Annotated in this window: 21 protein-coding genes; 15 read left to right on the top strand and 6 right to left on the bottom strand. The window is 41.0% G+C overall.

Going from position 1 to position 22,914, the window contains the following annotated elements:
* Positions 1-26: 26 nt before the first annotated feature.
* The 6 genes from HUW51_RS21480 (at position 27) to lepB (ending at position 4,994) form a co-directional block, all read left to right on the top strand.
* Positions 27-710: a metal-dependent hydrolase gene (locus HUW51_RS21480; protein ID WP_185271653.1), complete on the top strand. Its 684-nt coding sequence runs from the start codon at positions 27-29 to the stop codon at positions 708-710.
* Between the two features lie 21 nt (positions 711-731).
* Entirely contained in the window at positions 732-1,511 is a 780-nt protein-coding gene (locus HUW51_RS21485) for a ParA family protein (protein ID WP_185271654.1), read from the top strand.
* Positions 1,512-1,583: 72 nt separating this feature from the next.
* Complete coding sequence (locus tag HUW51_RS21490) at positions 1,584-2,504, top strand: ParB/RepB/Spo0J family partition protein (protein WP_185271655.1); 921 nt, start codon at positions 1,584-1,586, stop codon at positions 2,502-2,504.
* On the top strand, positions 2,504-3,160 hold the full coding sequence (locus tag HUW51_RS21495; RefSeq protein WP_185271656.1) for a DUF5683 domain-containing protein: 657 nt from the start codon (positions 2,504-2,506) through the stop codon (positions 3,158-3,160). The genes HUW51_RS21490 and HUW51_RS21495 overlap by 1 nt, the downstream gene beginning before the upstream one ends.
* Positions 3,160-3,876, top strand: a complete 717-nt coding sequence (gene dapB / locus HUW51_RS21500; protein WP_185271657.1) for a 4-hydroxy-tetrahydrodipicolinate reductase — start codon at positions 3,160-3,162, stop codon at positions 3,874-3,876. Before HUW51_RS21495 ends, dapB begins: the two co-directional genes overlap by 1 nt.
* Before the next feature lie 32 nt (positions 3,877-3,908).
* Positions 3,909-4,994, top strand: a complete 1,086-nt coding sequence (lepB, locus tag HUW51_RS21505; protein ID WP_228466809.1) for a signal peptidase I — start codon at positions 3,909-3,911, stop codon at positions 4,992-4,994.
* 329 nt (positions 4,995-5,323) lie between these two features.
* On the opposite strand, the gene ung is transcribed toward lepB, so the two are convergent.
* On the bottom strand, positions 5,324-5,989 hold the full coding sequence (ung, locus tag HUW51_RS21510; RefSeq protein ID WP_185271659.1) for a uracil-DNA glycosylase: 666 nt from the start codon (positions 5,987-5,989) through the stop codon (positions 5,324-5,326).
* 111 nt (positions 5,990-6,100) lie between these two features.
* Between ung and apaG the strand changes: the two genes are divergently transcribed.
* Together apaG and HUW51_RS21520 are read left to right on the top strand one after the other, a co-directional pair.
* Positions 6,101-6,487 carry a Co2+/Mg2+ efflux protein ApaG gene (gene apaG, locus HUW51_RS21515; RefSeq protein WP_185271660.1) on the top strand — a complete coding sequence of 129 codons (387 nt, stop codon included), beginning with the start codon at positions 6,101-6,103 and terminating at the stop codon, positions 6,485-6,487.
* Positions 6,488-6,502: 15 nt separating this feature from the next.
* Complete coding sequence (locus HUW51_RS21520; protein WP_228466811.1) at positions 6,503-7,291, top strand: O-methyltransferase; 789 nt, start codon at positions 6,503-6,505, stop codon at positions 7,289-7,291.
* Here the strand turns inward: HUW51_RS21520 and kdsA are convergent.
* Positions 7,288-8,100 (bottom strand): 3-deoxy-8-phosphooctulonate synthase, encoded by an 813-nt coding sequence (gene kdsA / locus HUW51_RS21525; protein WP_185271661.1) that lies wholly within the window; start codon positions 8,098-8,100, stop codon positions 7,288-7,290. The genes HUW51_RS21520 and kdsA overlap by 4 nt on opposite strands.
* A gap of 502 nt (positions 8,101-8,602) precedes the next feature.
* Here kdsA and HUW51_RS21530 point away from each other — a divergent pair.
* The gene (locus HUW51_RS21530) at positions 8,603-9,577 is read left to right on the top strand and encodes a hypothetical protein (protein WP_228466813.1); all 975 of its coding nucleotides are present in this window, start codon (positions 8,603-8,605) and stop codon (positions 9,575-9,577) included.
* A 72-nt stretch (positions 9,578-9,649) separates the two neighbouring features.
* On the opposite strand, the gene cphA is transcribed toward HUW51_RS21530, so the two are convergent.
* Entirely contained in the window at positions 9,650-12,274 is a 2,625-nt protein-coding gene (cphA, locus tag HUW51_RS21535) for a cyanophycin synthetase (protein WP_185271663.1), read from the bottom strand.
* 58 nt (positions 12,275-12,332) lie between these two features.
* Positions 12,333-13,226: a cyanophycinase gene (locus tag HUW51_RS21540; protein ID WP_185271664.1), complete on the bottom strand. Its 894-nt coding sequence runs from the start codon at positions 13,224-13,226 to the stop codon at positions 12,333-12,335.
* A gap of 408 nt (positions 13,227-13,634) precedes the next feature.
* Between HUW51_RS21540 and HUW51_RS21545 the strand changes: the two genes are divergently transcribed.
* The 5 genes from HUW51_RS21545 to HUW51_RS21565 all read left to right on the top strand — a co-directional run bounded on the left by HUW51_RS21545 (position 13,635) and on the right by HUW51_RS21565 (position 18,622).
* On the top strand, positions 13,635-15,215 hold the full coding sequence (locus HUW51_RS21545; RefSeq protein WP_185271665.1) for an NAD(P)/FAD-dependent oxidoreductase: 1,581 nt from the start codon (positions 13,635-13,637) through the stop codon (positions 15,213-15,215).
* Positions 15,216-15,381: 166 nt separating this feature from the next.
* The gene (locus HUW51_RS21550; protein ID WP_185271666.1) at positions 15,382-15,741 is read left to right on the top strand and encodes a CoA-binding protein; all 360 of its coding nucleotides are present in this window, start codon (positions 15,382-15,384) and stop codon (positions 15,739-15,741) included.
* A 355-nt stretch (positions 15,742-16,096) separates the two neighbouring features.
* Positions 16,097-16,630, top strand: a complete 534-nt coding sequence (locus HUW51_RS21555) for an RNA polymerase sigma factor (RefSeq protein WP_185271667.1) — start codon at positions 16,097-16,099, stop codon at positions 16,628-16,630.
* A 13-nt stretch (positions 16,631-16,643) separates the two neighbouring features.
* Positions 16,644-17,468, top strand: a complete 825-nt coding sequence (locus HUW51_RS21560) for a hypothetical protein (RefSeq protein ID WP_185271668.1) — start codon at positions 16,644-16,646, stop codon at positions 17,466-17,468.
* Between the two features lie 11 nt (positions 17,469-17,479).
* Positions 17,480-18,622 carry an outer membrane beta-barrel protein gene (locus HUW51_RS21565; RefSeq protein ID WP_185271669.1) on the top strand — a complete coding sequence of 381 codons (1,143 nt, stop codon included), beginning with the start codon at positions 17,480-17,482 and terminating at the stop codon, positions 18,620-18,622.
* A 350-nt stretch (positions 18,623-18,972) separates the two neighbouring features.
* Here the strand turns inward: HUW51_RS21565 and HUW51_RS21570 are convergent, their stop codons facing one another.
* Entirely contained in the window at positions 18,973-19,728 is a 756-nt protein-coding gene (locus tag HUW51_RS21570; RefSeq protein WP_185271670.1) for a TrmH family RNA methyltransferase, read from the bottom strand.
* Between the two features lie 13 nt (positions 19,729-19,741).
* Here HUW51_RS21570 and tamL point away from each other — a divergent pair, with 13 nt between their 5' ends.
* Positions 19,742-22,195, top strand: coding sequence for a translocation and assembly module lipoprotein TamL (tamL, locus tag HUW51_RS21575; protein WP_185271671.1), 2,454 nt, complete (start codon positions 19,742-19,744; stop codon positions 22,193-22,195).
* Positions 22,196-22,571: 376 nt separating this feature from the next.
* Here tamL and HUW51_RS21580 read toward each other — a convergent pair whose 3' ends face one another.
* Positions 22,572-22,715 (bottom strand): hypothetical protein, encoded by a 144-nt coding sequence (locus tag HUW51_RS21580; RefSeq protein ID WP_185271672.1) that lies wholly within the window; start codon positions 22,713-22,715, stop codon positions 22,572-22,574.
* Positions 22,716-22,914: the final 199 nt, after the last annotated feature.

Here is a 22,914-nt window from a genome sequence, read left to right on the forward strand (position 1 = left end):
AAAATTAATCCTGTTTACTATTTTTTATGAACGTAACGTACCTCGGCCATTCTTGTTTTTTATTAGAAATTAACGGCACCAAAGTTATTACCGATCCGTTTATTACCTACAACGAATTAGCTAAAAAGATTGATAAAGAATCAATTACCTGCGATTACGTTCTTTTATCGCACGGCCACATGGACCATATGGCGGATGCGGAATATTTTTTAAAAAAAGACAATGCTACCTTAATCGCTATCTACGATATTGCGGAGTGGTTTAAACAAAAAGGGGTAGAAAAATTAATTCACCTGAATATTGGCGGCAAAACTCAACTGCCATTTGGTTCTGTAAAAATGGTTACGGCGGTACACTCCAGTGTTTTACCCGATGGTACGTACGGTGGTAACCCGGCCGGCTATGTAATCCAAACCACGGATAAGGTATTTTACTTTGCCGGCGATACGGCTTTAACTTACGATATGAAGTTAATTGCAGACCGGTTTAAGAAAGTAGATGCCGCCTTCTTGCCCATTGGCGATAGTTTAACCATGGACGTAGAAGATGCCATTGTAGCTGCCGAGTGGGTAAATACCCAGAAAATTATTGGGATGCACTTTGATACATTCCCGAATATTCAGTTAGATAAAGACAAAGCCAAACAAACAGTGCAAGAAGCCAACAAGGAATTATTGTTATTGGCTATTGGCGAAACTATAACCTTATAAGCTCAGGAACAACGCATTACCATGGGAAAAATTATTGCAGTTGCCAATCAAAAAGGCGGGGTAGGTAAAACAACTTCAGCTATTAACCTGGCGGCAAGCCTGGCAGCTTTGGAGTATAAAACCTTACTGGTTGATGCTGACCCGCAGGCGAATGCTACCTCGGGCATTGGTTACGACCCGAAAGACATATCTACCAGCATTTACGAATGCATGGTGGACGGTATTAATGCCGCTGATATTATAATTTCTTCTTCCATCGACTTTCTGGATCTGATTCCATCGCATATAGATTTGGTAGGCGCGGAAGTAGAGATGATTAATTTACCGAACCGGGAAGAGAAAATGAAGGAAGCTTTAGCCCCGGTTAAAGACAAATACGACTTTATCATTATCGATTGTTCGCCTTCTCTGGGTTTAATTACGGTTAATTCGCTTACAGCGGCTAATTCAGTAATCATTCCGGTACAATGCGAGTATTTTGCCCTGGAAGGACTTGGTAAATTGTTAAACACAATTAAAATTATTCAGTCGCGTTTAAACCAGGAGTTGGAGATTGAAGGCATTTTGCTTACGATGTATGATGTTCGCTTACGTTTGTCTAACCAGGTAGTTGAAGAAGTAAAACTACATTTTCAGCAAATGGTATTTGATACCATCATACCGCGCAACGTAAAGTTGAGCGAATCGCCTAGCTTTGGATTGCCCGCCATCATGCACGATGCTGATAGCAAAGGGGCGATCAGTTATTTGAACCTAGCCCGTGAAATTGTAGAAAAAAACACCGTGGTTCAAGCACGATAATTTCCGGCTTACTGTTTTAGGTATTTATCCTGAACATTGCCCGGAAAGTAGTTTCAAATCAGAAGCATTTAAATGTCTGACAATAAAAATCAATTTAAGAAAAAAGGAGGTTTAGGCCGGGGATTAAATGCCCTGATTGCCGGAAGTTACGAGAAAAAAGTAGATCCAGTAAGTGCTCCGGTTGCTGCTGTAAACGCCATTGCCGAAATTCCTGTTCATACTGTTCAAACTAACCCATTTCAGCCACGTACCCATTTTGATGCGGAAGCTTTAGAAGAATTAGCCGAATCCATAAAGATTCAAGGCATTATTCAACCCATAACGGTCCGCAAACTTTCGGATGATAATTACCAGTTAATTTCCGGAGAGCGGCGTTTACAGGCTTCTAAATTAGCTGGTTTAGAAAGTATTCCGGCTTATATCCGGCAAGCCAACGACCAGCAAATGCTGGAAATGGCTTTAATTGAAAATATTCAGCGCGAAAACCTGAATGCCATTGAAATAGCCCTCTCCTACCAACGTTTACTGAGTGAGTGTAATTTAAAACAAGAAGAACTTGGCGACCGGGTAGGTAAAAAAAGAACCACTGTAACCAATTACTTGCGTTTATTAAAATTACCGCCCGATATTCAGATTGGTTTACGCGATAATAAGATTGGCATGGGCCACGCCCGGGCTTTAATTAACATTGCCGATATCGACAAGCAGCTGGAAGTTTACAAGCGCATTGTAGCCGAAGACTTGTCGGTGCGTAAAGTAGAAGAATTGGTTCGCCAAATCGGGAAAGAAAATGATACTAAACCGGAGCCAACTAAACCGGAAGTATCTGAACATCCGCAAGCCGGCGAAATTAAACGAGTGGAATCCCGTTTGTCTACGCATTTCGGTACTAAAATTCAGGTAAAATCCAATGCCGCTGGTAAAGGCGAAATTAAAATTCCGTTTATATCCGTAGACGATTTAAACCGGATACTCGAAATTTTAAATTATTAATGATGGTAAGAGTTCGCGTACTGGTAATTTGTATTGTGCTTTGTTTTTTTAAAATTACTGCTTCTTGGGGGCAAGTAATTACTACCAGTAACGACACCACCATTGTAACAACTACCGCCGTTCTCCCTGATTCGCTTACCGGCGGACTTTTCGGAACTTTAAAATCCTGGGATAAACCTTCGCGCGCTGCCTTGTACTCCACTATCATTCCGGGAGCCGGTCAGTTCTATAACAAAAGCTATTGGAAAATACCTATCATTTATGCGGGCGGTATTACCATTGGTTATTTCTTTAACAAATGGCATAAAAACTATTTACTATTTAGATCTTCTTTAAATATTGCTAAGGATGGAGATCCAAAAACTGTTGATGTCTTTGCTAGTAGATTTGCAAATGAAAAAGGAGTTGTAGATGAAGCCAGGCACATACAGTATTTATCCCGCGGAGTAGAAAATTACCGGCGGTACCGCGATTACAACATTATATTTGCGCTATTATTATTGGGCCTTAATGTGAGTGAAGCGTACGTAGACGCACATTTAAAAGGCTTTGATATCAGCGACGAACTTTCCTATAGAATTGAACCCACTATCATACCGGGGCCTGGTTTTCAGTATGCCCCCGGAATTGCTTTAAGATTTAATATTAAAAACTGATGCGAATACTTTTAATCGGCTACGGTAAAATGGGCCGCACCATTGAACAAATTGCGAAGCAGCGCGGCCACGAAATTGCCGGAGTAATAGATGTTACCAACCACGATACTCTAAGCTCTTACTCGGGAGCTAATGTAGATGCGGCCATCGAGTTTACGCATCCGGAGTCGGCTTTTAAAAATGTAGCTTATTGTTTACAAAATAATATTCCGGTGGTTTGCGGATCTACGGGCTGGTTAGAGCACTTTGCAGAAGCTAAAGCCATTTGTGAAGCAAATAATGGCGCTTTTTTCTATGCTTCTAATTACAGCGTGGGCGTTAATTTATTTTTTCATTTTAACGAGTATATCGCAAGTAAAATGCAAGCTTACCCGCAGTTTAAAGTAGCCGTTAAGGAAATTCATCATACGCAAAAAGTAGATAAACCCAGCGGTACTGCTATTACAGTGGTAGATGGTATTGTAGCCAATTACCCCGCAAAAGAAGGCTGGTTATTAGCCCCCGAGCAAGCAGACGAAAAGATAAGTATTATCTCGGAACGAATTGGAAATGTAGTAGGTACCCACGTGGTGCGCTACGAATCAGACAATGATACGATAGAGCTCATGCACGATGCCCAAAGCCGCACCGGTTTTGCGGAAGGCGCTGTAATGGCGGCGGAGTGGTTGCAAAATAAAAAAGGCGTATTTGGTATGAAAGATATGCTAAATTTGTAAGTTACAGGTTAAAGTAGATTATGAATATTAAGATGTTAACTAAAACTGAGAAAAAGCCGAAACCTCCTAAAAGCTTTTTCCGAGAGTGGGGCGATGCCATACTATTTGCGGTAGTGGCAGCTACTTTAATCCGTTGGGCAACCTTTGAGGCTTACACCATTCCCACTCCTTCTATGGAGAAATCTTTGTTAGTAGGCGATTATCTGTTTGTGAGTAAACTGCATTATGGGCCGCGTACGCCGCGTACGCCTTTGCAGGTACCGCTTACGCACCAAACTATCTGGGGCACCAATATCCCGTCTTACTCCGACGCTTTTCAGTTAAAATCCCACCGTTTACCTGGCTTTTCAAGTGTTAAAAACGGCGATGTTGTCGTATTTAATTATCCTCCGGAAGATCAATATCCAGCCGATTTAAGAACGAATTACATTAAACGCTGTATTGGTATTGCTGGCGATAAAGTAGAAGTGCGCGACATGAAAGTATACGTGAACGATAAACTTCAGCACGATCCGGAAAAAGTACAGTACAGCTATTATTTAATTCCGAAAGGGCCAATTAACGAACAGGTTGTTTTTGAAGCAAATGATATTACCGATGTTAGCTTGGTTCAGGGAGGATACATTATTCATACCTCCGAAGCAACGGCGCAAAAGTTGCGCGGCGAGGATTTTATTAAAGAAGTTCAGCTTTTAAAAGATCCTGCGGGAGTAGCCGATGCCACCGTTTACCCCAATATGCCGTCGCGTTTTAAATGGAATAAAGATAATTATGGCCCCTTGCAAATACCAAAACAAGGCCAGACCATTCAATTAGATTCTATGACGGTACCATTATACGAAACCGTAATCCGGAAGTATGAAGGCAACAATAAGGTAGAAGTAAGAGGTGACCAGATTTTTGTCGATGGTGAAGAAATTAAATCTTACACCTTTAAACAAAACTATTACTTTATGATGGGCGATAACCGCCATAACTCCGCTGATTCCCGCTTTTGGGGTTTTGTGCCGGAAGATCATATCGTGGGTAAAGCGGTGCTCATCTGGATGTCAGCTAATCCGAATGGCGGCGTGGGAGGAAAAATTCGCTGGAACCGAATTTTTAACGTTATTAAATAAATATTTTAAAAATAAACGTATCACAAAAAGAAAGGGCTGAAGATTTCAGCCCTTTCTTTTTAATAAAAATTTAAAAAACCCAACGTTCACTAGTTGGAATACAATGGTACCAATTCTATTCTCCGTCTCCCGCCAGCTTGTAGCTGGTGGGTAATAATAAGCGGAAGTTTTCAACTTCCGGCTAGATGAAAACTGGCTAATATCTATAGCTCCATTTAAGGCGTTAAAATAGAAGCAAGGATGTCCATGAATTTTAAAATTGGTATTTCTTGGATAATTGCTACTTGTATACCTGATAATAGTAAAGACAAAACTGGTTAAAAGAACTTTTACCAATCTATTTCGGGTAGGTTATGCTCTTTTAAATACGCATTGGCTTTGCTAAAATGGCGACAGCCAAAAAAACCTTTATCAGCAGCAAAAGGAGATGGATGCGCTGCATTTAAGATTAGGTGTTTATTTTTTTGCTCGATAATAGCTCCTTTTTTCTGGGCGTAAGCGCCCCAAAGCATAAAAACCAAATGGTCTTTTTTTTCCGATACAATTTCAATCACGGCATCGGTAAATTCTTCCCAACCTTTTTTCTGGTGCGAGCCGGGGGTGCCTGCTCGAACGGTTAAGGTAGCGTTTAATAACAAAACACCTTGCTTAGACCAACGTTCCAGGTTGCCGTTTTTAGGAATGGGTTTACCTAAATCATCGTGGATTTCTTTAAAAATATTACGTAGAGAAGGCGGAATGGCAACTCCCTCGTTTACCGAAAAGGCTAATCCATGCGCCTGACCCGGTCCATGATACGGATCCTGGCCAATTATTACTACTTTTACTTGATCTAAAGGACATTTATCAAAAGCATTAAAGATTTGACTTCCGGGCGGATATACCGTATGCGTAGCGTATTCTGACTTTACAAAAGCGATTAAATTTTTAAAATAATCTTTGTCAAATTCCGGTTGTAACTCGTTCTGCCAACTTTTCTCTATCTTTACGTTCATAGATTAATATTTTTATATTTTATTTAAAGCAGTATTTTTACCCTATTTCCTTGTATTACCAAAACTATTGCCTAAAATTAGGTGTTATTGTTTAACAAAAAAGCTTGCATTATGGATACCACCACCACTGAAGGCGTAAAAATAACGGTAACCACCAATTACTTACCCGATTATTCCAGTCCCACGCAACAGCATTTTGTTTTTGCTTACAAAATTATTATTGAGAATAACAGTGAGTTTACCGTAAAGTTATTAAGACGGCATTGGTATATTTACGATTCTAATGCGGTAATCCGGGAAGTGGAAGGTGAAGGTGTGGTGGGCCAGCAACCCGTGCTGGAACCCGGCGACTCACACGAATATGTATCGGGTTGCAATTTAAAAACCGGTATTGGTAAAATGCGGGGCAATTACACCATGGAACGTTTAGTAGATGGTAGTTTATTTACCGTAAACATTCCGGAATTTGTACTTATTGTGCCTTACAAATTAAATTAAAATTTTACTTTCAGCTTGATTTTTGCGCTCCGGCAGGTTTTTCTTTACTTGCAACATTCTTTAAAATCCACGCGATTACACGGCATCCACTCGCCTTTTGTTTTTAGTTTACACAATCAAGTAATCCGCCATAAGGGTAATTTTTACAGTTTTTCCGAGATAGAAGATCTTCGGAAACAACTGAAGGTCTGCCGCGACATTATACAGGTTCAGGATTTTGGCGCAGGTTCGCGGGTCACTAATAAATTAACCAAAACCATCCGGCATATTGTCTTAAATGCCGCTACTCCCCCGGACTTAGCCCAGTTATTGTTCCGATTAGTGAATTTTCAAAATGCAGCCGTTATTTTGGAGCTTGGCACTTCGCTGGGTCTTACTACCGCTTACCTGGCCTCCGCCAATACTAAGGCTACCGTTTATTCTCTAGAAGGCTGCCCCACAACAGCCCAGCAGGCATCTGAAAATTTAAAAAATTTAAAAATAAACAACGTAAATGTAATTACGGGTAATTTCGAAGATACCTTACCTGCTCTTTTGCCTAACCTGCCGTGTGTTGATTTTGTATTGTTCGATGGCAACCATCGGTTAGCGCCTACGCTCCGGTATTTTGATTGGTGCCGGGCTAAAGCCACCGAAGCCAGCGTCTTTGTTTTCGACGATATTAACTGGTCGCCGGAAATGCAGCAGGCCTGGCGCCAGATCTGCGCCCATCCTGCGGTAACTATCTCGGTTGATTTATTTCATTTAGGCTTGGTGTTTTTTCGGAAAAACCAGCCTAAACAACATTTTAACATCCGGTTTTAAGCAGTAACTGCTTTTCTGATTTTTAATAATTTTTCGAGTAAACCTTCCAGTTGATCCAAGGGTAACATGTTGGCGCCGTCGGATTTAGCAATGCTGGGCTGCGGATGCGTTTCGATAAAAATGCCATCGGCCCCTACCGCAATGGCTGCTTTGGCAATGGTTTCAATTAAAGCTGGCTTACCGCCCGTTACCCCGGACGCTTGATTTGGTTGTTGCAAAGAATGCGTTACATCCATCACCACCGGAACCTGGTGGGCTTTCATGTCCATAATATTCCGGAAATCCACTACCAGATCAGAATACCCAAAGGTGTTTCCCCGATCGGTTAATATTACCTTATCGTTACCTGATTCTACAATTTTATCTACGGCAAACTTCATGGCTTCGCCCGAAAGAAACTGGCCTTTTTTTACATTTACTACTTTACCCGTGCGTGCAGCCGCTACTAACAAATCCGTTTGGCGGCACAAAAAAGCCGGAATTTGCAATACATCCACGTACTCTGCCGCCATAGCGGCTTCAGCCGCTTCATGAATGTCGGTAACCGTTGGCACGCCAAACTGCTCATTTACTTTTTTTAGAATTTTTAAAGCTTTTTCATCGCCAATGCCGGTAAAAGAATCAATCCGCGAACGATTGGCTTTGCGGTAAGAACCTTTAAAAATCCAGGGAATTTGAAGTTTATCCGTGATGACTTTAATTTTTTCCGCTATTTCTAAAGCCATTTCTTCTCCTTCTATCGCACAAGGTCCGGCCATTAAAAAGAAATTGTTTGAATCGGTATGCTTTAATCCGGGAATAGCAATCATAATTGGTTTGATGTTAGTTAAGGCACTCTTATTTTCACTTGCAGGCAAAGGTATTTAAATTAAGAGCAAGGTAAAGAATTACAAGTAACAATTTTATTATTAATGCCCCCAAGACTTTAACGGACGAGTATTTAAATCAGGCCCGTACTTTTTCTAGGATGTTTCTTCATAAATAAATTTTTTAAAAATTCACCTCTACGTTACTGTTTTACCGCAATTAATTACTCTTTGTTGTTAAAGGCTTTAAAGCATTCTCAGGTAAAAAACACTTTTTATTATATAACAAAACAAAGATATTAACTGGAATTTTTTAAAAATTTTAAGATCCCTGAACCTCTAAGTGGCAAGGTTATTGAAATATCCTGCCTAAGAACCTAAAGTTTACTACTGCCCTAATACTTAAAAACTATGCTGTACCCAAATAAGCCGGTAAGTATTTTTAAGGGATGTTTGCAATCGTATGAGATAAGAGTATTTTTGTAGAACGTGTATAATAAATCTAATGGAAACAAAATCAAAGAATCAAATGGCAGGAACTTTACCCGAAGGAACTAATTCCAATAATAACCGAAAGCTATTGGTCGTCGGACTCATTATTGTTTTATTAACGATTAATGGCATTCTGTTCTACATGCAGCACCAGAAAACGCAACAAGTAGAAGAAAAGGAAGAAATCATTCGGGTAAAAAACAGCGAGCTGGAAAATCAAATAAAAGTTTATGAAGCTTTAAAAGCCGATTTTGAACGCCAAAGTAAAGAATTGCAAACTTTAGGTTTGGCTAACGATTCTTTGGAAAGCCGCATTGCTTCCATTAATGCCGATTTATTAAAATTACAATCTTTCCGGAACAGTTCGTTTAGCTTAAAAGACCAGCGTATATTTAAAGCCCGCGCCGCTAATTTAGAAAATCAACTAAAACAAAAAGATGCCGAAATTGCTAAGTTAAAAGCCGATAACCAGGTATTAACCGGCGAGAATACGCAATTAAAAACAACCAGCACCCAATTATCAGATACGTTGCGCGTATTAAAATCTACGAATACTTCCCTTACCGAGAAAGTAGCTTTAGCTTCCCGCTTATCCGCAGAAAACATCCAGATTAATATAATTAATAAACGCGGTAAAGAAAAAGAAGACTCCGACGCCGAGTACCGGGCCAAGCGGGTAGAAAAAATTAAAGTTTCTTTTAACCTGGCCAAGAACGATGTAGCGCAAAAAGAATCTAAAGAAATTTTAATGCGCTTGATTGAACCGGATGGTTCCGCCGTTTATAACCTTTCTACCGGATCGGGCACCTTTATGCTGGAGGGTCAGGAAACTTATTTTACCGCAAAACGCGATATTGTTTTTGATAACACCCAGCAAAATGTATCGTTTATATACGCCAAAGGTGCTGCCTACAAACGTGGTGCCCACACCGTTGAACTATACGCCGATGGCGTGCTGATCGGTAAAACTGGTTTTACTTTAAAATAATTTTTTAAAATTTAACAAAAAAGCCGGATGCAGCTTACTGCATCCGGCTTTTTTGTTTTCTATTCTAACTGATTAATCTACCAGAATACGGCAGTCTTGCGTAATCCGGAAATTTTCTACCAGTTTAATGGCATCTGTAATATCTTCCGAAAAAATGCAAATTAAAGAATCGCGGGAGGCGTTTTCCAGGGCATATGTTATGGCGCGCAACTCTTCCGGAATTACTTTAATTTCTTTCGCTCCGCTCTGGTTTATTCCCTGGGTTAGTAAACAAATTATTTTTTCCGGGTCGGCGCCCCGCAAATCTTTATCTTGCCGGATAATAATTTCATCGAATAACTCGCCGGCTAATTTACCCAGTTCTACGGTATCTTCATCCCGACGGTCCCCAACGCCCGCGATAATGCCTACTTTGTGGGAGGCGGGCGTACCGTTCAAGAAATCGCCAATGGCTTTTAATCCGGCTGGATTGTGGGCGTAATCAATAAGAACTTCAAAATTTGAAAAACGGAATAAATTCATTCTTCCCGGAGTTTTAGCCGGCGACGGAATAAAGGTGCGCAAGGCATTTTTAATATCATAAACGGGTACATGCGACACGTAAGCGGCTAAAGTAGCGGCCAACACGTTTTCGATATTAAACCGTGCCCGCCCATTAAAAGTAAGCGGAATATCTACCACCCGGTCGACCCGGGTTTTATAGCTGTTTTTATAAATGGTAATGTACCCGTTTTCCAGAACGGCAGCTAAACCGCCTTTACTGATATGTTTTATAATGCGCGGATTATTTTCGTCCATGCTAAAATAAGCTAACCGGCAGCTTACTTCTTTGCCCATGGCATAAACCAAATCATCGTCGGCGTTTAAAACGGCGTAACCCTCCGGAAAAACAGTTTTCGGGATTACCCCTTTTACCCGGGCCATATCTTCTAGGGTATTAATATCGCGTAAGCCTAAGTGGTCGGCGGCCACGTTGGTAACAATACCCACATCGCAGTGCTGAAACCCTAAACCAGACCGCAGCATTCCGCCCCGGGCGCATTCTAGCACGGCAAAATTTACGGTAGGGTCTTTTAACACAAACTCCGTACTGCGAGCACCAGTAGTATCGCCTTTTTCGAGCATACGATCTTGAATGTAAATACCATCGGTAGTAGTAAACCCAACCTGATAGCCCGCCGATTTAATTATATGCGCCGTTAAACGCGTGGTTGTAGTTTTACCATTGGTGCCGGTTACCGCAATAATCGGAATGCGCGAAGGGCAGTCGCGGGGAAATAACATGTCAATTACCGGTTCGGCTACGTTGCGGGGTAATCCATCGGTCGGTGATATATGCATCCGGAAGCCAGGAGCGGCATTTACTTCCAGAACTGCTCCCCGGGCTTCGTTTAAAGGAATGGCAATATCGGTGGTCATTACATCAATGCCGCATACATCTAATCCAATAATTCCGGCAATCCGCTCGGCCATTAATACGTTATACGGATCAACAATATCGGTAACATCGGTGGCCGTGCCACCGGTGCTTATATTGGCCGTACTTTTTAAAAATAAAACCTCCCCGGGGGGTAAAACAGATTTCACCGTTAATTCTTTGTCGCGCAAAATAGCATTGGTTTGTTTATCTACTTTAATCCGGGTTAGCTCTTTTTCGTGCCCAATACCTCGTCTAGGATCCGAATTTACCTGATCTATTAACTCCTGGATAGTAGAAACCCCATCGCCTATTACCATGGCCGGAGTACGTTTAGCCGCGGCCACAAACTTTTTGTTGATTACCAGTAGCCGAAAATCAAAGCCTTGAATAAACTGCTCCACGATTACGGCTTCGGAGTACCTTTGGGCTTCATTTAAACCTTTCAGGGCTTCTTTCCAGTTTTTAATGTTAATAGTGGCTCCTTTTCCATGATTGCCATCGAGGGGTTTGGTTACAATCGGGTATCCTAATTCGGCAATAGCTTGTTTTAATTCGGCGGCATCGTACACGGTAGTGCCGCGGGGCACGGGCACGCCGGCTTCTTCCAACATAGCTTTGGTAGCATTTTTATCTCCGGCCAACTCGGCGGCAAAAACGGCGGTGCGGCAGGTCATGGTAGCCTGTATGCGTTTCTGATTAACCCCGTAGCCTAGTTGAATTAGCGAATTGCGGTTTAAGCGAATAAAGGGAATGTTCCGGCTGACGGCTTCGGCCACAATGGAATAGGTACTGGGCCCGATATGCTCATCTTCCCGGATTTCGTGGAGCTTGTCTACATCTTTTTGTAAATTATACTTAGCTCCTTTAATTAAGGCTTCGGTGATACGCACGGCGGCCCGGGCGGCATATTCGCCGGCTCTTTCTTCCTGGTAAGAAAAAATAATATAGTTACTGCCAGCATCCGGCGAGGGGAAAATGCGTCCGTAGCCACAATCCATGCCGCCTAGTTTTTGTAATTCTAGGGCAATATGTTCTATTACATGACCGAAAGTAGTGCCTTCCCGAACCGCTTTAAAAAATCCGCCTTCATTTCCTTCCGCAGCCCGGTGTTCGTACATTTCCGGAAACATGGCTTCGAGTCTTTCCGGAAAACCTTTTAATGAATTGGTTAAAACCTGATAAAATTCGCCTAAGGCAACTTTTAAGACAATAATTTTAGGATGTTTAACAGACCAGTAATTAGGACCACGCATGATCCTTAAGTCGATGATTTCCATGAAGGGGAATGTTACGTACAATTATTTAAAAAATACAGATTTATCAAACATGCATTTGTTACTTGTGAAAGCTATCCGACACATTTATCTGGTACTGGTCGCCTTGACCGAGCATATGCACTATTAAATTACGTATGGTTACGGGGGCACCGGTATCTACTAAGTGTACGTTAGTTTCTGTGGATTGGTGACCATCTACGATCACGATTAAACCACTGCCAATAACTTCTAAATTCCGGCCTTCCCGCACAATAATGCCGGTATCTTCTTCCAGCCCAATGCCAATGCAACCGGGATTGGTGGCAATGGCCTGGGTCATGCGAACGATGCGGCCCCGGGCAATAAAATGCGTATCTATGGCAATGTCTTTTAAAAATTCTAACCCAGTTGTTATCCGCACTTCGCCTTTTAAGAAACCGCCGCCGTTGGTTGGGCCTTCGTAAATCATGGGAGTTGACATGGCCATGGCGCCGGCGCTGGTACCTGCTATTACAATGTTATCGTAGGTATACCGGAATTTTAAAATATTTAAAAATTCGGTGCCGCCAAAAATGGCGGTTAACCGGAGTTGGTCGCCGCCGGTAAACATAATTCCGTCTACCTGTTCCGCTAATTTTAAAAATTCTTCTTTACTAGCATCTTCCCGGCACCGAATATCGATCACCTGCACGTTGGTAAGATCCAGTTTTTTAAAAGCCTTCAGGTAATCGTTGGCCGATTCTTCCGGAACCGAACTGGCGGTTGGTATAATCCCGATTAATGGATTTTCTCTTTTAAGCTCCGTTTTAAAACAATTTAAAATACCTAGGGTAATAAAATTTTCATTGTTCCCAAGTTCTGAATTTTCCGCTGGTTCCTGACCTTTGTTCTCCTTTCCGCCAATGGCAATTAAAATTCCTTTGGGTGAAGGGCACTCCGAAGTTTGTTCAAATTTCTTTTTATTTTTTGTCATAGCGTGTTTTAAAAGCCTGATAGTTGGCTCCTAATTCCATCCAATAGTATATCCGGTGAATAGTGAATAAAGTAGTGTTAGTTGTATTGAAAATACGCTTTTAGCTTCTAAAAAGATGAAAGGTTCCGGAATAATCCGGGTTGAATTTTGATTTTCCGTATTTGTTTAAAAAGCCCTACCGTATTAATCCGGATGGATGCAAATACCAGTAAAATTAGCAGGTGTTTAAACCGTAGCGCTACTTGCTTCTTTTTATTTATGCGCCTTTTTTCTGCCGCTAAAAACAAGTAAACAAGAGCCGGGCATTAGATAAAATTTAAAAATTTACCGAACTTTGCTTACCCGAAACATTGTTTTCAGGGTATCTTTTTATACTAATAATCCGGGATAAATACCCGGCCGGCTTTCATGAAAAAAGAATTAGAATTGGTACTTCCCCCCGAAGTAGCCTACGACGAAGCATTACTGCACCAGGCAATTTTAAAAAAAGCGGGTGTTCTCCTGGAAGATGTTTCCTTTATTCATAAAATAAAACGATCGGTAGATGCCCGCGGCCGGAATGTGTTGTTGCGGGTACGGGCAGATGTTTATTTTCAAGATCCGCCGGCTGATATTCTTTCTCCTACTTATACCTATCCGCAGGTAGCCAAAGCGCCTTCAGTTATTATTGTGGGGGCTGGCCCGGCTGGTTTGTTTGCGGCCTTGCGGTGCATTGAATTAGGTTTAAAACCTATTATTATAGAACGTGGAAAAGACGTGCGAAGCCGCCGCCGCGATTTGGCTGCTATTAACAAAGAACATACGGTAAATCCAGATTCTAATTACTGCTTTGGGGAAGGCGGCGCCGGAACGTACTCTGATGGTAAACTTTATACCCGTTCTAAAAAACGGGGCGATGTAAACCGCGTGCTGCAAATTTTAGTACAACACGGCGCTACCCCCGATATTTTGTTCGATGCCCATCCGCATATTGGAACCAACAAATTACCCGTAATTATAGCCAACATGCGGGAAGCGGTTTCACAAGCCGGAGGCGAAATTTTATTTAACACCCGGGTTACAGATTTTATTCTGGAGCATCAAACTATTAAGGGAGTAATAACGCAGGATGGTAAAGCAATTGAAGGCGAAAGCGTTATTTTAGCTACCGGTCACTCGGCCCGGGATATCTATGAATTATTAGCCGCCAAAAACATTTACATCGAGGCTAAACCCTTTGCCATGGGCGTTCGGGTAGAGCACCAGCAGTCTTTAATTGATTCTATTCAGTACCATTGCGATAACCGGGGGTCTTACTTGCCGGCTTCTTCGTACGCTTTGGTTCACCAGGTTACGTACCAGCAAAAGCAACGGGGCATTTTTTCTTTTTGCATGTGCCCGGGTGGTTTTATTGTGCCGTCGGCAACCGCTCCCGGCGAAGTAGTGGTAAACGGCATGTCGCCTAGTCGGCGTGATTCTAAGTATGCCAATTCCGGCATAGTGGTAGCCATTGAAACGGAGGACATGGATTTAGAAACCCACGGAGCCTTGGCGGGTTTGCGCCTGCAACAGGAACTGGAACAAAAAGCTTGTTTGGTAGCGGGTGGCACCCAAAAAGCCCCGGCTCAACTTTTAAAAGATTTTACGCAATTTAAAACATCAAATCAGCTTTTAGAAACTTCGTACCAGCCCGGTTTAACTTCCGTAGACCTGAACGAGGTTTTACCGGCGGGCATTGCTTACCGGTTGCGTGAAGGTTTTAAACATTTTGGCAGCAAATTGAAAGGGTATTTAAGCAACGAGGCTCAAATAATTGGAGTAGAAAGCCGTACCTCGTCTCCCGTACGCATTCCGCGTGACCGCGAAACCTTGGAACACGTACAAATTACTAATCTGTATCCTTGCGGTGAGGGTGCCGGATACGCGGGCGGTATTGTGTCGGCGGCCATGGATGGGGAACGTTGCGCCGAAAAAATAGCTTTAAAAGTTAAAAATCGGGTAATTTCTTAAACGAATTACTGTCTGGGTTGTTCCATCTTAAAAAAAGGCCTATAATCGCAAGCCAAATAAGAAAACAACTACCGAGTGGTTATTTTCTTATTTAGTGTATTTAATTTTTAGTTTATCATCTATACCGGTAAACTTGCAAATTGCTGGTGTTTAATTATTGGTTATTATGAAAAAAACAGTGGTATTAGGAGCCTCCGACAATCCTTCACGATTTGCTTACCGGGCGGTTCATAAACTAAAACAACATGGTTACGAAGTGGTACCCGTCGGAATGCGGAAAGGGGATGTGGCCGGCATTAAAATTGAAACAGAAAAAATTCCCGTTGCCAATGTAGATACGGTTACTTTGTACGTGGGGCCACAAAATCAACCTTCGTGGTACGATTATATTATCAGTTTAAAACCCAACCGTATTATTTTTAACCCGGGAACTGAAAACCCGGAATTAGAACAAAAAGCGGCCGAGAACAATATAAAAACGTTACACCATTGCACGCTGGTAATGCTGGCCGTGGGTGAATACTAAATTTTTAATTTTTAAAATTTTAAAATCCTGACTACCCCAAGTAGTCAGGATTTTTTGTTTTTGGCCCGTACCGGTATACACATGTTTTTTTACTTATAACTTGCCGGCGTTTAAACCAAAATTTAAAAAAAATTAAATTTACTACTTAAAACCTTAATCAAAAATTAATTATTTGATTCACAATTACTTAAATAATTTAAACTTAATCAGCTATAATTGTAAAGGCGCTTTTCTTTTGATAATGCTTGTTAGATTTTATAATTTTTAAAAATACAGGCAACCTCCCCACCATGTCTTGCATCTAAATAAGCAAACACCCTAATTAAAGCTATCTGAAACAATTTTATTCATCCACGTGACCGAAGCGGAACTCTTAAAAGGTTTAGTAAAAGGAGAAGCAAAATCGCAGAAGGCTTTGTATGAGCGGTACGCGGGGCTGATGCTGGGTATTTGCCTGCGTTACTTAAAAAATCAAATGGACGCCGAAGAAATAATGTTAACCGGGTTTGTAAAAGTGTTTCAGCATATAGGTCAGTTTGAGAATAAAGGCAGTTTTGAAGGATGGATTAAAAGAATTATGGTGAACGAAGCGCTCGGTTTTTTACGAAAAAAAGAACCCATGCACTTAGCCATTGAGAAAGATGTATTGCAAATGGCAACCGAAGCAAACGCCGAACAAGATTTAGCCACCGAAGATTTGTTGCGCTTACTGCACGAGTTGCCGGCGGGTTATCGGGCTGTTTTTAACCTGTACGCCATAGAAGGCTACTCGCACAAAGAGATAGGGGAAATGCTGGATATTTCGGAAGGAACCTCTAAGTCGCAGTTGAGTAAAGCGCGCAGCATGTTGCAACGGCGCTTGCAAAACCAGGAATCTATTACGCTTTAAAGTAAACGGTATTATGAAGGAAGAAGAAGTAGATCAGTTTTTTAAAAATAAGTTTGCGAACTATACCCCCGCTCCTGCCCCGGATGCCTGGGCGCGGTTGCAAAGTAAAATGGAGTCGGAAACCAAGCAGCGCCCTTTGATGTGGGTGTATTACGCCGCCGCGGTAGTTACGCTGGTATTAGTTTCGGGAGCTTTGTTTTTTTATAACAACTCCATTACCCAAAAAGATAACAACCTGGCTACCTTAAAACCCATTACGGTTCCATTGCAGGTAGAACCTCAGCAAGAACTAAAATTAGCAGAGTCCGAATCTGACTTACCTGCGGCTTTGCCCACGATGGAACCAGTGGTTACGGAAAAATCAGGAAAAGATGTTAAAAACACCAACACCAGCACCAAACCAGTAAAAAAAGATAAAAAATTGCGGCCTGGTATTTTGGTAGCCGCAGCCCGGCCAATACCTGAGAGTAATAAACCTATTACTGCTTCGGCTGGAATGCCAAACCCCGAAGCAACGGTTGCAACAACTTTACCGAACGCAAATAATTTAATTACCGAAGCTCCGGAAGAACAAAAAGTAATGGAAGTGATCATTAAAAAAGATCCGGAAGTAATTGCAGCCGCTACCAACGGACCCGAATACGCTACCATGGAAGAGGCTATCAAAGAAAACGTATCTAGAAAAGGCCGGTTAGTTAAAAATATTTTAAAACAAGCCCGCAATTTAAAAAACGGCGAAAAAGTAGAATTATCCACTTTAGGCTTAAATGCAAACTACCGCATTGATGTAGAAAGTAAACTCTTTAAACAAAAATATACCAAAGTAATTAATCTTTAATCCTCACATTTATGAAACGCTTACTTCTAGTTACGGCCCTTATTTGGGTTGCTGCTACAGGTGTGTCTATGGCTAACAGCCGGGCTACCTTCTCCGCCAAACCCCGCTTTCTGCAAGAAGATACCATTCAAATAAAAATGGCAGATGGGGCATCTTTAATTTTGCAAGTTAAAAACACCAGTCAGCTTAAAAATTTTCAAAATTATAGCCTCGACTCTTTAATGGTTTTGCTTAACAAGTATGTACAACAAGTAGAAAACATGAGCAAATCCAGTTCTAACAGCTCCGCGGAAATCTCCATGACTTTTTATCCAGCCAAAGATTTAAATAATACCCAGGCTCCGGAGCAAGTTAAAATCCGGATGACGAGTTCGGGTAACGGCAACAAACAAAACTGGTCTGAGCGGACATCAGAAGTAGTAAAGGTTGAGGTTAATTACGAAGATGATCGCGACAATCAGCCCGAAGAAAAAAGCCTACGCGTATTGATTAACTCGCGCGACGACAGCACCCGGAAAGCAAAAATGGAACGAAAAATGAACAGAAGGCACCGTTTTTTTAGTACCATTGACCTGGGCCTGAATACTTTTGTGAACCTGCCCGAAACCAACAACAGCCTCCTGGATTTAAAACCGCTGGGTTCCCGTTACGTAAGTTTAAACCAATACATCGCTACCCGCATAGGTGGGGTTCGGAGCCCGCTACACGTTCGCACTGGTCTGGAATTAGCTTTTAACAACTACATGCTGGACAAAAACCACCGGATTGCCGATGAAAATGATGTTACGGTATTTTACAATGAGCCTAACTTATCGTTGGAAAAAAGCAAACTAACCGCCTCCTCTATTAATTTACCGGTAATAATTGAGCTTAACTTTAAAGATAAAAATGGCAAAGAATCTTTTAAAATTGGCGGCGGCGGATTTATTGGCTACCGCTTAGGTTCTCATACCAAAATTAAGTATCAAAGCGAAGGCAATACCTACAAAGACAAAGAACGCGGCAACTACAACCTGGAAGATATGCAATACGGCCTCAACTTTATGATTGGCTATAAATGGATTAATTTGTTTGCTAAATACAATATGAACGATTTATTTAAAGAAAACCGCGGCCCCAAAATGAATGTAGTGAGCTTTGGCTTCCGGATTTAATAATAAAATTTTTAAAAATTTAAAAAATAGAAAAGGAGATCCGTTGAAGATCTCCTTTTCTATTTTTAACGAGAATTTGAGTTAATAAAAGAATCAGATAAAAAGGATGCCATCCGTTTCCGTCATCCCGGAAGAATTTCAGAGAAATATAATCAACAGATCATTAATTAGCTTCTTCCAGAATGCCTCCAATAAGATAATAAAACTGCAAAATTTTATTGTAAACGTTTTTATGAGTACTCCTACTGGCTGGTTGATTAAGTAAATACTTATGTGAAACGCACATTTTTAAATATTTTAATTTTTAAAAATGTGCGTTTCTAACAACTAACCCTTAAAGTTGTATTTGCCTAAACTTCATGTTGGTTGCGAAAAAAATTATCCAGGATTATACCGGTCGCGTTTGCTACGTTTAACGATTCTGCCCCGCCAAATTTTGGAATCTTGATTAAGTGATGCATAAACTTTTCTACTTCCGGCCGGATACCATGGGCTTCGTTTCCCATAATCAGTAATCCGGACGGTTGTAAGTTTAACCGATGGATATTTTCACCGTGCAACGACGCCCCGTAAATAGCAATATCCGCCGGTAAATCCGATAAAAAAGATACTAAATCCACGTAAAATAATTTTACCCGGGTAAAAGAGCCCATTGTAGCCGCAATAACTTTTGGGTTATAAAAGTCGGCGCAACTATCCGAACAAACTAGGGAGCGCACCCCATACCAATCGGCCAACCGTATAATGGTACCTAAATTTCCAGGATCCCGGATATCGTCCAACACCAGCGTTAATTCTGATCTATCGGGTTTAAAAAAGCCAGGATCTTTCATCCGGGCAATGGCTAAAGCCGCGTTATTACTGGCAAAGGTGCCGGCTTTGGTCAAGTCTTCTTCCGTGATTAATTCGTAAGAAAAGTTTTTAAAGTTTATTTCGGTACTTTTACGAAAGAATTCTTCGGTAATAAATAATTTCTCAATTGTAAAATCCGATTGCAGCAATTCTTTCACGCTTTTGGCTCCTTCTACCAAAAAAGCCTGGTGCAGGTGCCGGTATTTTTTTACTTGTAAAGAATTGATATATTTTAGAACGGCTTTTGATAACATAGCACCAGTAATTTTGAAGTTAGCAAGTTATATCAGTATAATTATGTTTACCTGGGGGTTAGTTGCCTCGTGCGTACCTACCCACCACCTGGAAAAACAACAAAACCTTTTGTACTCTATAAAGCTGCAAGGGGTAGAAGTAAATGATCCGGCCAAAATTAGCACCTTATACAAGCAAAAAGCAAATCGGAAGGTATTAGGCGCTACTCCTTACCTTTCGCTTTACTACTTTGGCCGAAAATTTTACAACCCGGCTAAAATACAAAGGTGGATTGATGAGTACCGGGTACAAACCAACGCCAAAATAGCGGCAGCAGGTACCGATTCTGTAAAAATATCGGATATATTAGCTAAACGCGAAGAACGCCTGGCAGTTATGACCCGGAAAAAAGAAGAAGGCAACTGGCTGATGACCGTAGGAGAACCGCCAGCTATTTACGACACGCTTAAAACCCAATCTACCCTCCGGCAAATCAAAACGTATTTAAACACGAAAGGCTTTTTTCATGCCCAGGTGTCGCACACCGAAAAAATTAAAAATAAAAAAGTATACCTCACTTTAATCGTAAAAGAAGATCAGCCCACTAAAATTACCCAGTTAAACTACAACATTGCCGACTCAGTAATTGCGCATTTAGTTGATTCTACCCGCAGTAAGGCACTATTAAGAACGGGCCAAAATTACGACGAGGAAATAATAGACCAGGAACGTAACCGCTTGGAAATTTTGCTCCGGAACATGGGGTTTTACGAATTTCGCAAGCCTTTTATTACGGCCAAAGTAGATACTAATTTTGCGCCTTACTCGGCGCATTTCACTTACATCATCGCGAATGATGCGGATAACCAACCGCACAAACAATACCGCATCCGGCAAGTTAGTTTTATATCTGATGCGGGATTAAACCGCTTTGGCTTTAAGCGGGATACGATCCGGTATAATAATGTAAAATACCTGGCTTACCGACATAAAATTAACCCGAAAGTATTGGATAGTAAGCTAAACGTTTATCCAAAACAGCGGTATAGTTTAGATCTAACCCAACAAACCCAGCAGCAATTAAATAACCTGGACATGTTCCGGTTTAACTCAGTAAACTATGTAGTGGTTCCGGATTCTACGAAAGGGGCGCAGTTAGATGCTTTCGTAAATGTTTCGCCTACTAAAAAGTACCAGGAAACCAGCGAAGCCGGGGGCAGTTATACGGCTTTACTACCTGGGCCATTTGTAAACTTACGGTTAAAAGTACGCAATATTTTTGGCGGGGCCGAAATTCTAGATATCGGGGTGCGGGGCGGTTTGCAGGGGCAATACAGCAGCTTAGATTTTAACGAATCTATTTACATGAAAGACCTGGGCGGTAACGTGGGACTTACGTTTCCGCAATTTTTAGTACCATTCCGGGTAAACAAACAATTCAACCGGTTTAATCCCCGCTCCCGCTTAAACATTGCTTATACCTACGTAGACCGACGGGAATACATCCGGACAAACCTGGAAACTACTTTTGATTATATTTGGCAACCATCGCCCACCTTGCAGTACGTTCTTACGCCTCTGGATGTTAGTTTAGTTAAAACGCCCCGCCTTTCTCCCGATTTCGATTCTTTGCTTAACCGCAATACTACCTATGGTCAAAGCTTTACCAATGCGGTAGTACCCAGCATTAACTTTATGCGGTTTTATAATAACTTCAGAAACGATAATTCGGGGCAGTTCTGGCGCTTATATACCGAAGCGGGCGGTTTAACTACTTTACTGGCCGAGCAATTTAATAATAATGAAATCATTGATCATGTCGGGGATTTGCGTTTATACAAATTCCTCAGGATAAACAGCGATTTTCGGAAATACTATAAATTAAGTAATAAAGCTTTTGTGGTGTACCGCTTTAACGTAGGTATTGCCCAGCCGGTGCGTTCCAAAGGCTTACCCTACGATAAGTATTTTTTCGGTGGCGGGGGGTCCAGTATCCGCGCCTGGCGGCCCCGTCGTTTAGGGCCGGGAGCTTACCAGGCCCAAAGGCCCCGACGCGACCCGGAATCAAACGAAATTATGAGGGATATAGCCGGTAATATTTTGTTTGAAAAAGATTATGATACGGAACAACCCGGCGAACTATTAATAGAAACTAACCTGGAACACCGGTTTAATATTGTAGGCTATTTAAATGGGGCTTTTTTTATTGATGCAGGTAATACGTGGATGTTATCTAAAGACGTTAACCGGCCGGATTCTGAATTTGAGTGGAAAGACTTTTTAAGCGAATTTGCCGTAGGCGTAGGCACTGGTCTGCGATTCGACTTTAATTTTTTAATCGCCCGTTTTGATTTTTCTACTAAGGTATTTGATCCTTCCTTCTCCAAAGGAAAACGGTACGTACTAAATCAATTTACCTTAAACGATATTTTCAACCGAAATAATAATCATACAACATTTAACCTGGGTATTGGTTATCCTTTCTAATTTTATATCAATTATTTCAGATAATCGTAGAAGCACCGGATAATGATACCTAAAAATTAATTCATGATCATTACTAAATATTAAATATATTAAATAATAAAAAGGCGATAATAAACTTTAACAGTTTATAAAGGTTTTTGATTGCACTATATTACGTACAATAATTTATAAGTTTAACCGCTGAAAAGTATTACAATTGAGTTAAGTACTTAAACGTAATAGTTAACCTGTTAAATCAGGCGGTTCATCGAAAATGTTACATTAGCTATTATGGCTTCTATAAATTTACCGCAGTGATTTTAACACATTTAATGTAAACAACACTATTTAAAAGTTACATGAAGAGTTTACCAAACTATAAATATGCGTCTACCAATTACAAGTTTGTTACTAATCCGTTAATTAATAGAGCTAAGCCTGTGGTGGCCAAGCCTAAACCGGTTAAAGGTTCTGCTAAATCAAGATTGTTAAACCGTACTTTTTGGATTTTATTTTTATCCAATATTTTTTTCTTATACATACTGTTATATAAATTTTTTACTAACTAACAACAAACCTATAAGAATTTAACTTTCCCAGTCTTTTTTGTCTTAATGTATTTTAATCTGGTTAGTTAAAGCCCTGTTTTGGGTTAAAGAGCTTTTTATTACCTTTTCTTTCAAGCTTATTAAAGGTTGATGCTAAACTGTTCCGTTGTTCAGCGAGTTTTTAGAATATAT

Source organism: Adhaeribacter swui, from assembly GCF_014217805.1.
GTDB lineage: Bacteria > Bacteroidota > Bacteroidia > Cytophagales > Hymenobacteraceae > Adhaeribacter > Adhaeribacter swui.

Coding starts and splice junctions, on each gene's coding strand:
- HUW51_RS21480 (WP_185271653.1), top strand. CDS start 27: ATGAACGTAACGTACCTCGGCCATTCTTGTTTTTTATTAGAAATTAAC.
- HUW51_RS21485 (WP_185271654.1), top strand. CDS start 732: ATGGGAAAAATTATTGCAGTTGCCAATCAAAAAGGCGGGGTAGGTAAA.
- HUW51_RS21490 (WP_185271655.1), top strand. CDS start 1,584: ATGTCTGACAATAAAAATCAATTTAAGAAAAAAGGAGGTTTAGGCCGG.
- HUW51_RS21495 (WP_185271656.1), top strand. CDS start 2,504: ATGATGGTAAGAGTTCGCGTACTGGTAATTTGTATTGTGCTTTGTTTT.
- dapB (WP_185271657.1), top strand. CDS start 3,160: ATGCGAATACTTTTAATCGGCTACGGTAAAATGGGCCGCACCATTGAA.
- lepB (WP_228466809.1), top strand. CDS start 3,909: ATGTTAACTAAAACTGAGAAAAAGCCGAAACCTCCTAAAAGCTTTTTC.
- ung (WP_185271659.1), bottom strand. CDS start 5,989: ATGAACGTAAAGATAGAGAAAAGTTGGCAGAACGAGTTACAACCGGAA.
- apaG (WP_185271660.1), top strand. CDS start 6,101: ATGGATACCACCACCACTGAAGGCGTAAAAATAACGGTAACCACCAAT.
- kdsA (WP_185271661.1), bottom strand. CDS start 8,100: ATGATTGCTATTCCCGGATTAAAGCATACCGATTCAAACAATTTCTTT.
- HUW51_RS21530 (WP_228466813.1), top strand. CDS start 8,603: ATGGAAACAAAATCAAAGAATCAAATGGCAGGAACTTTACCCGAAGGA.
- cphA (WP_185271663.1), bottom strand. CDS start 12,274: ATGGAAATCATCGACTTAAGGATCATGCGTGGTCCTAATTACTGGTCT.
- HUW51_RS21540 (WP_185271664.1), bottom strand. CDS start 13,226: ATGACAAAAAATAAAAAGAAATTTGAACAAACTTCGGAGTGCCCTTCA.
- HUW51_RS21545 (WP_185271665.1), top strand. CDS start 13,635: ATGAAAAAAGAATTAGAATTGGTACTTCCCCCCGAAGTAGCCTACGAC.
- HUW51_RS21550 (WP_185271666.1), top strand. CDS start 15,382: ATGAAAAAAACAGTGGTATTAGGAGCCTCCGACAATCCTTCACGATTT.
- HUW51_RS21560 (WP_185271668.1), top strand. CDS start 16,644: ATGAAGGAAGAAGAAGTAGATCAGTTTTTTAAAAATAAGTTTGCGAAC.
- HUW51_RS21565 (WP_185271669.1), top strand. CDS start 17,480: ATGAAACGCTTACTTCTAGTTACGGCCCTTATTTGGGTTGCTGCTACA.
- HUW51_RS21570 (WP_185271670.1), bottom strand. CDS start 19,728: ATGTTATCAAAAGCCGTTCTAAAATATATCAATTCTTTACAAGTAAAA.
- HUW51_RS21580 (WP_185271672.1), bottom strand. CDS start 22,715: ATGTATAAGAAAAAAATATTGGATAAAAATAAAATCCAAAAAGTACGG.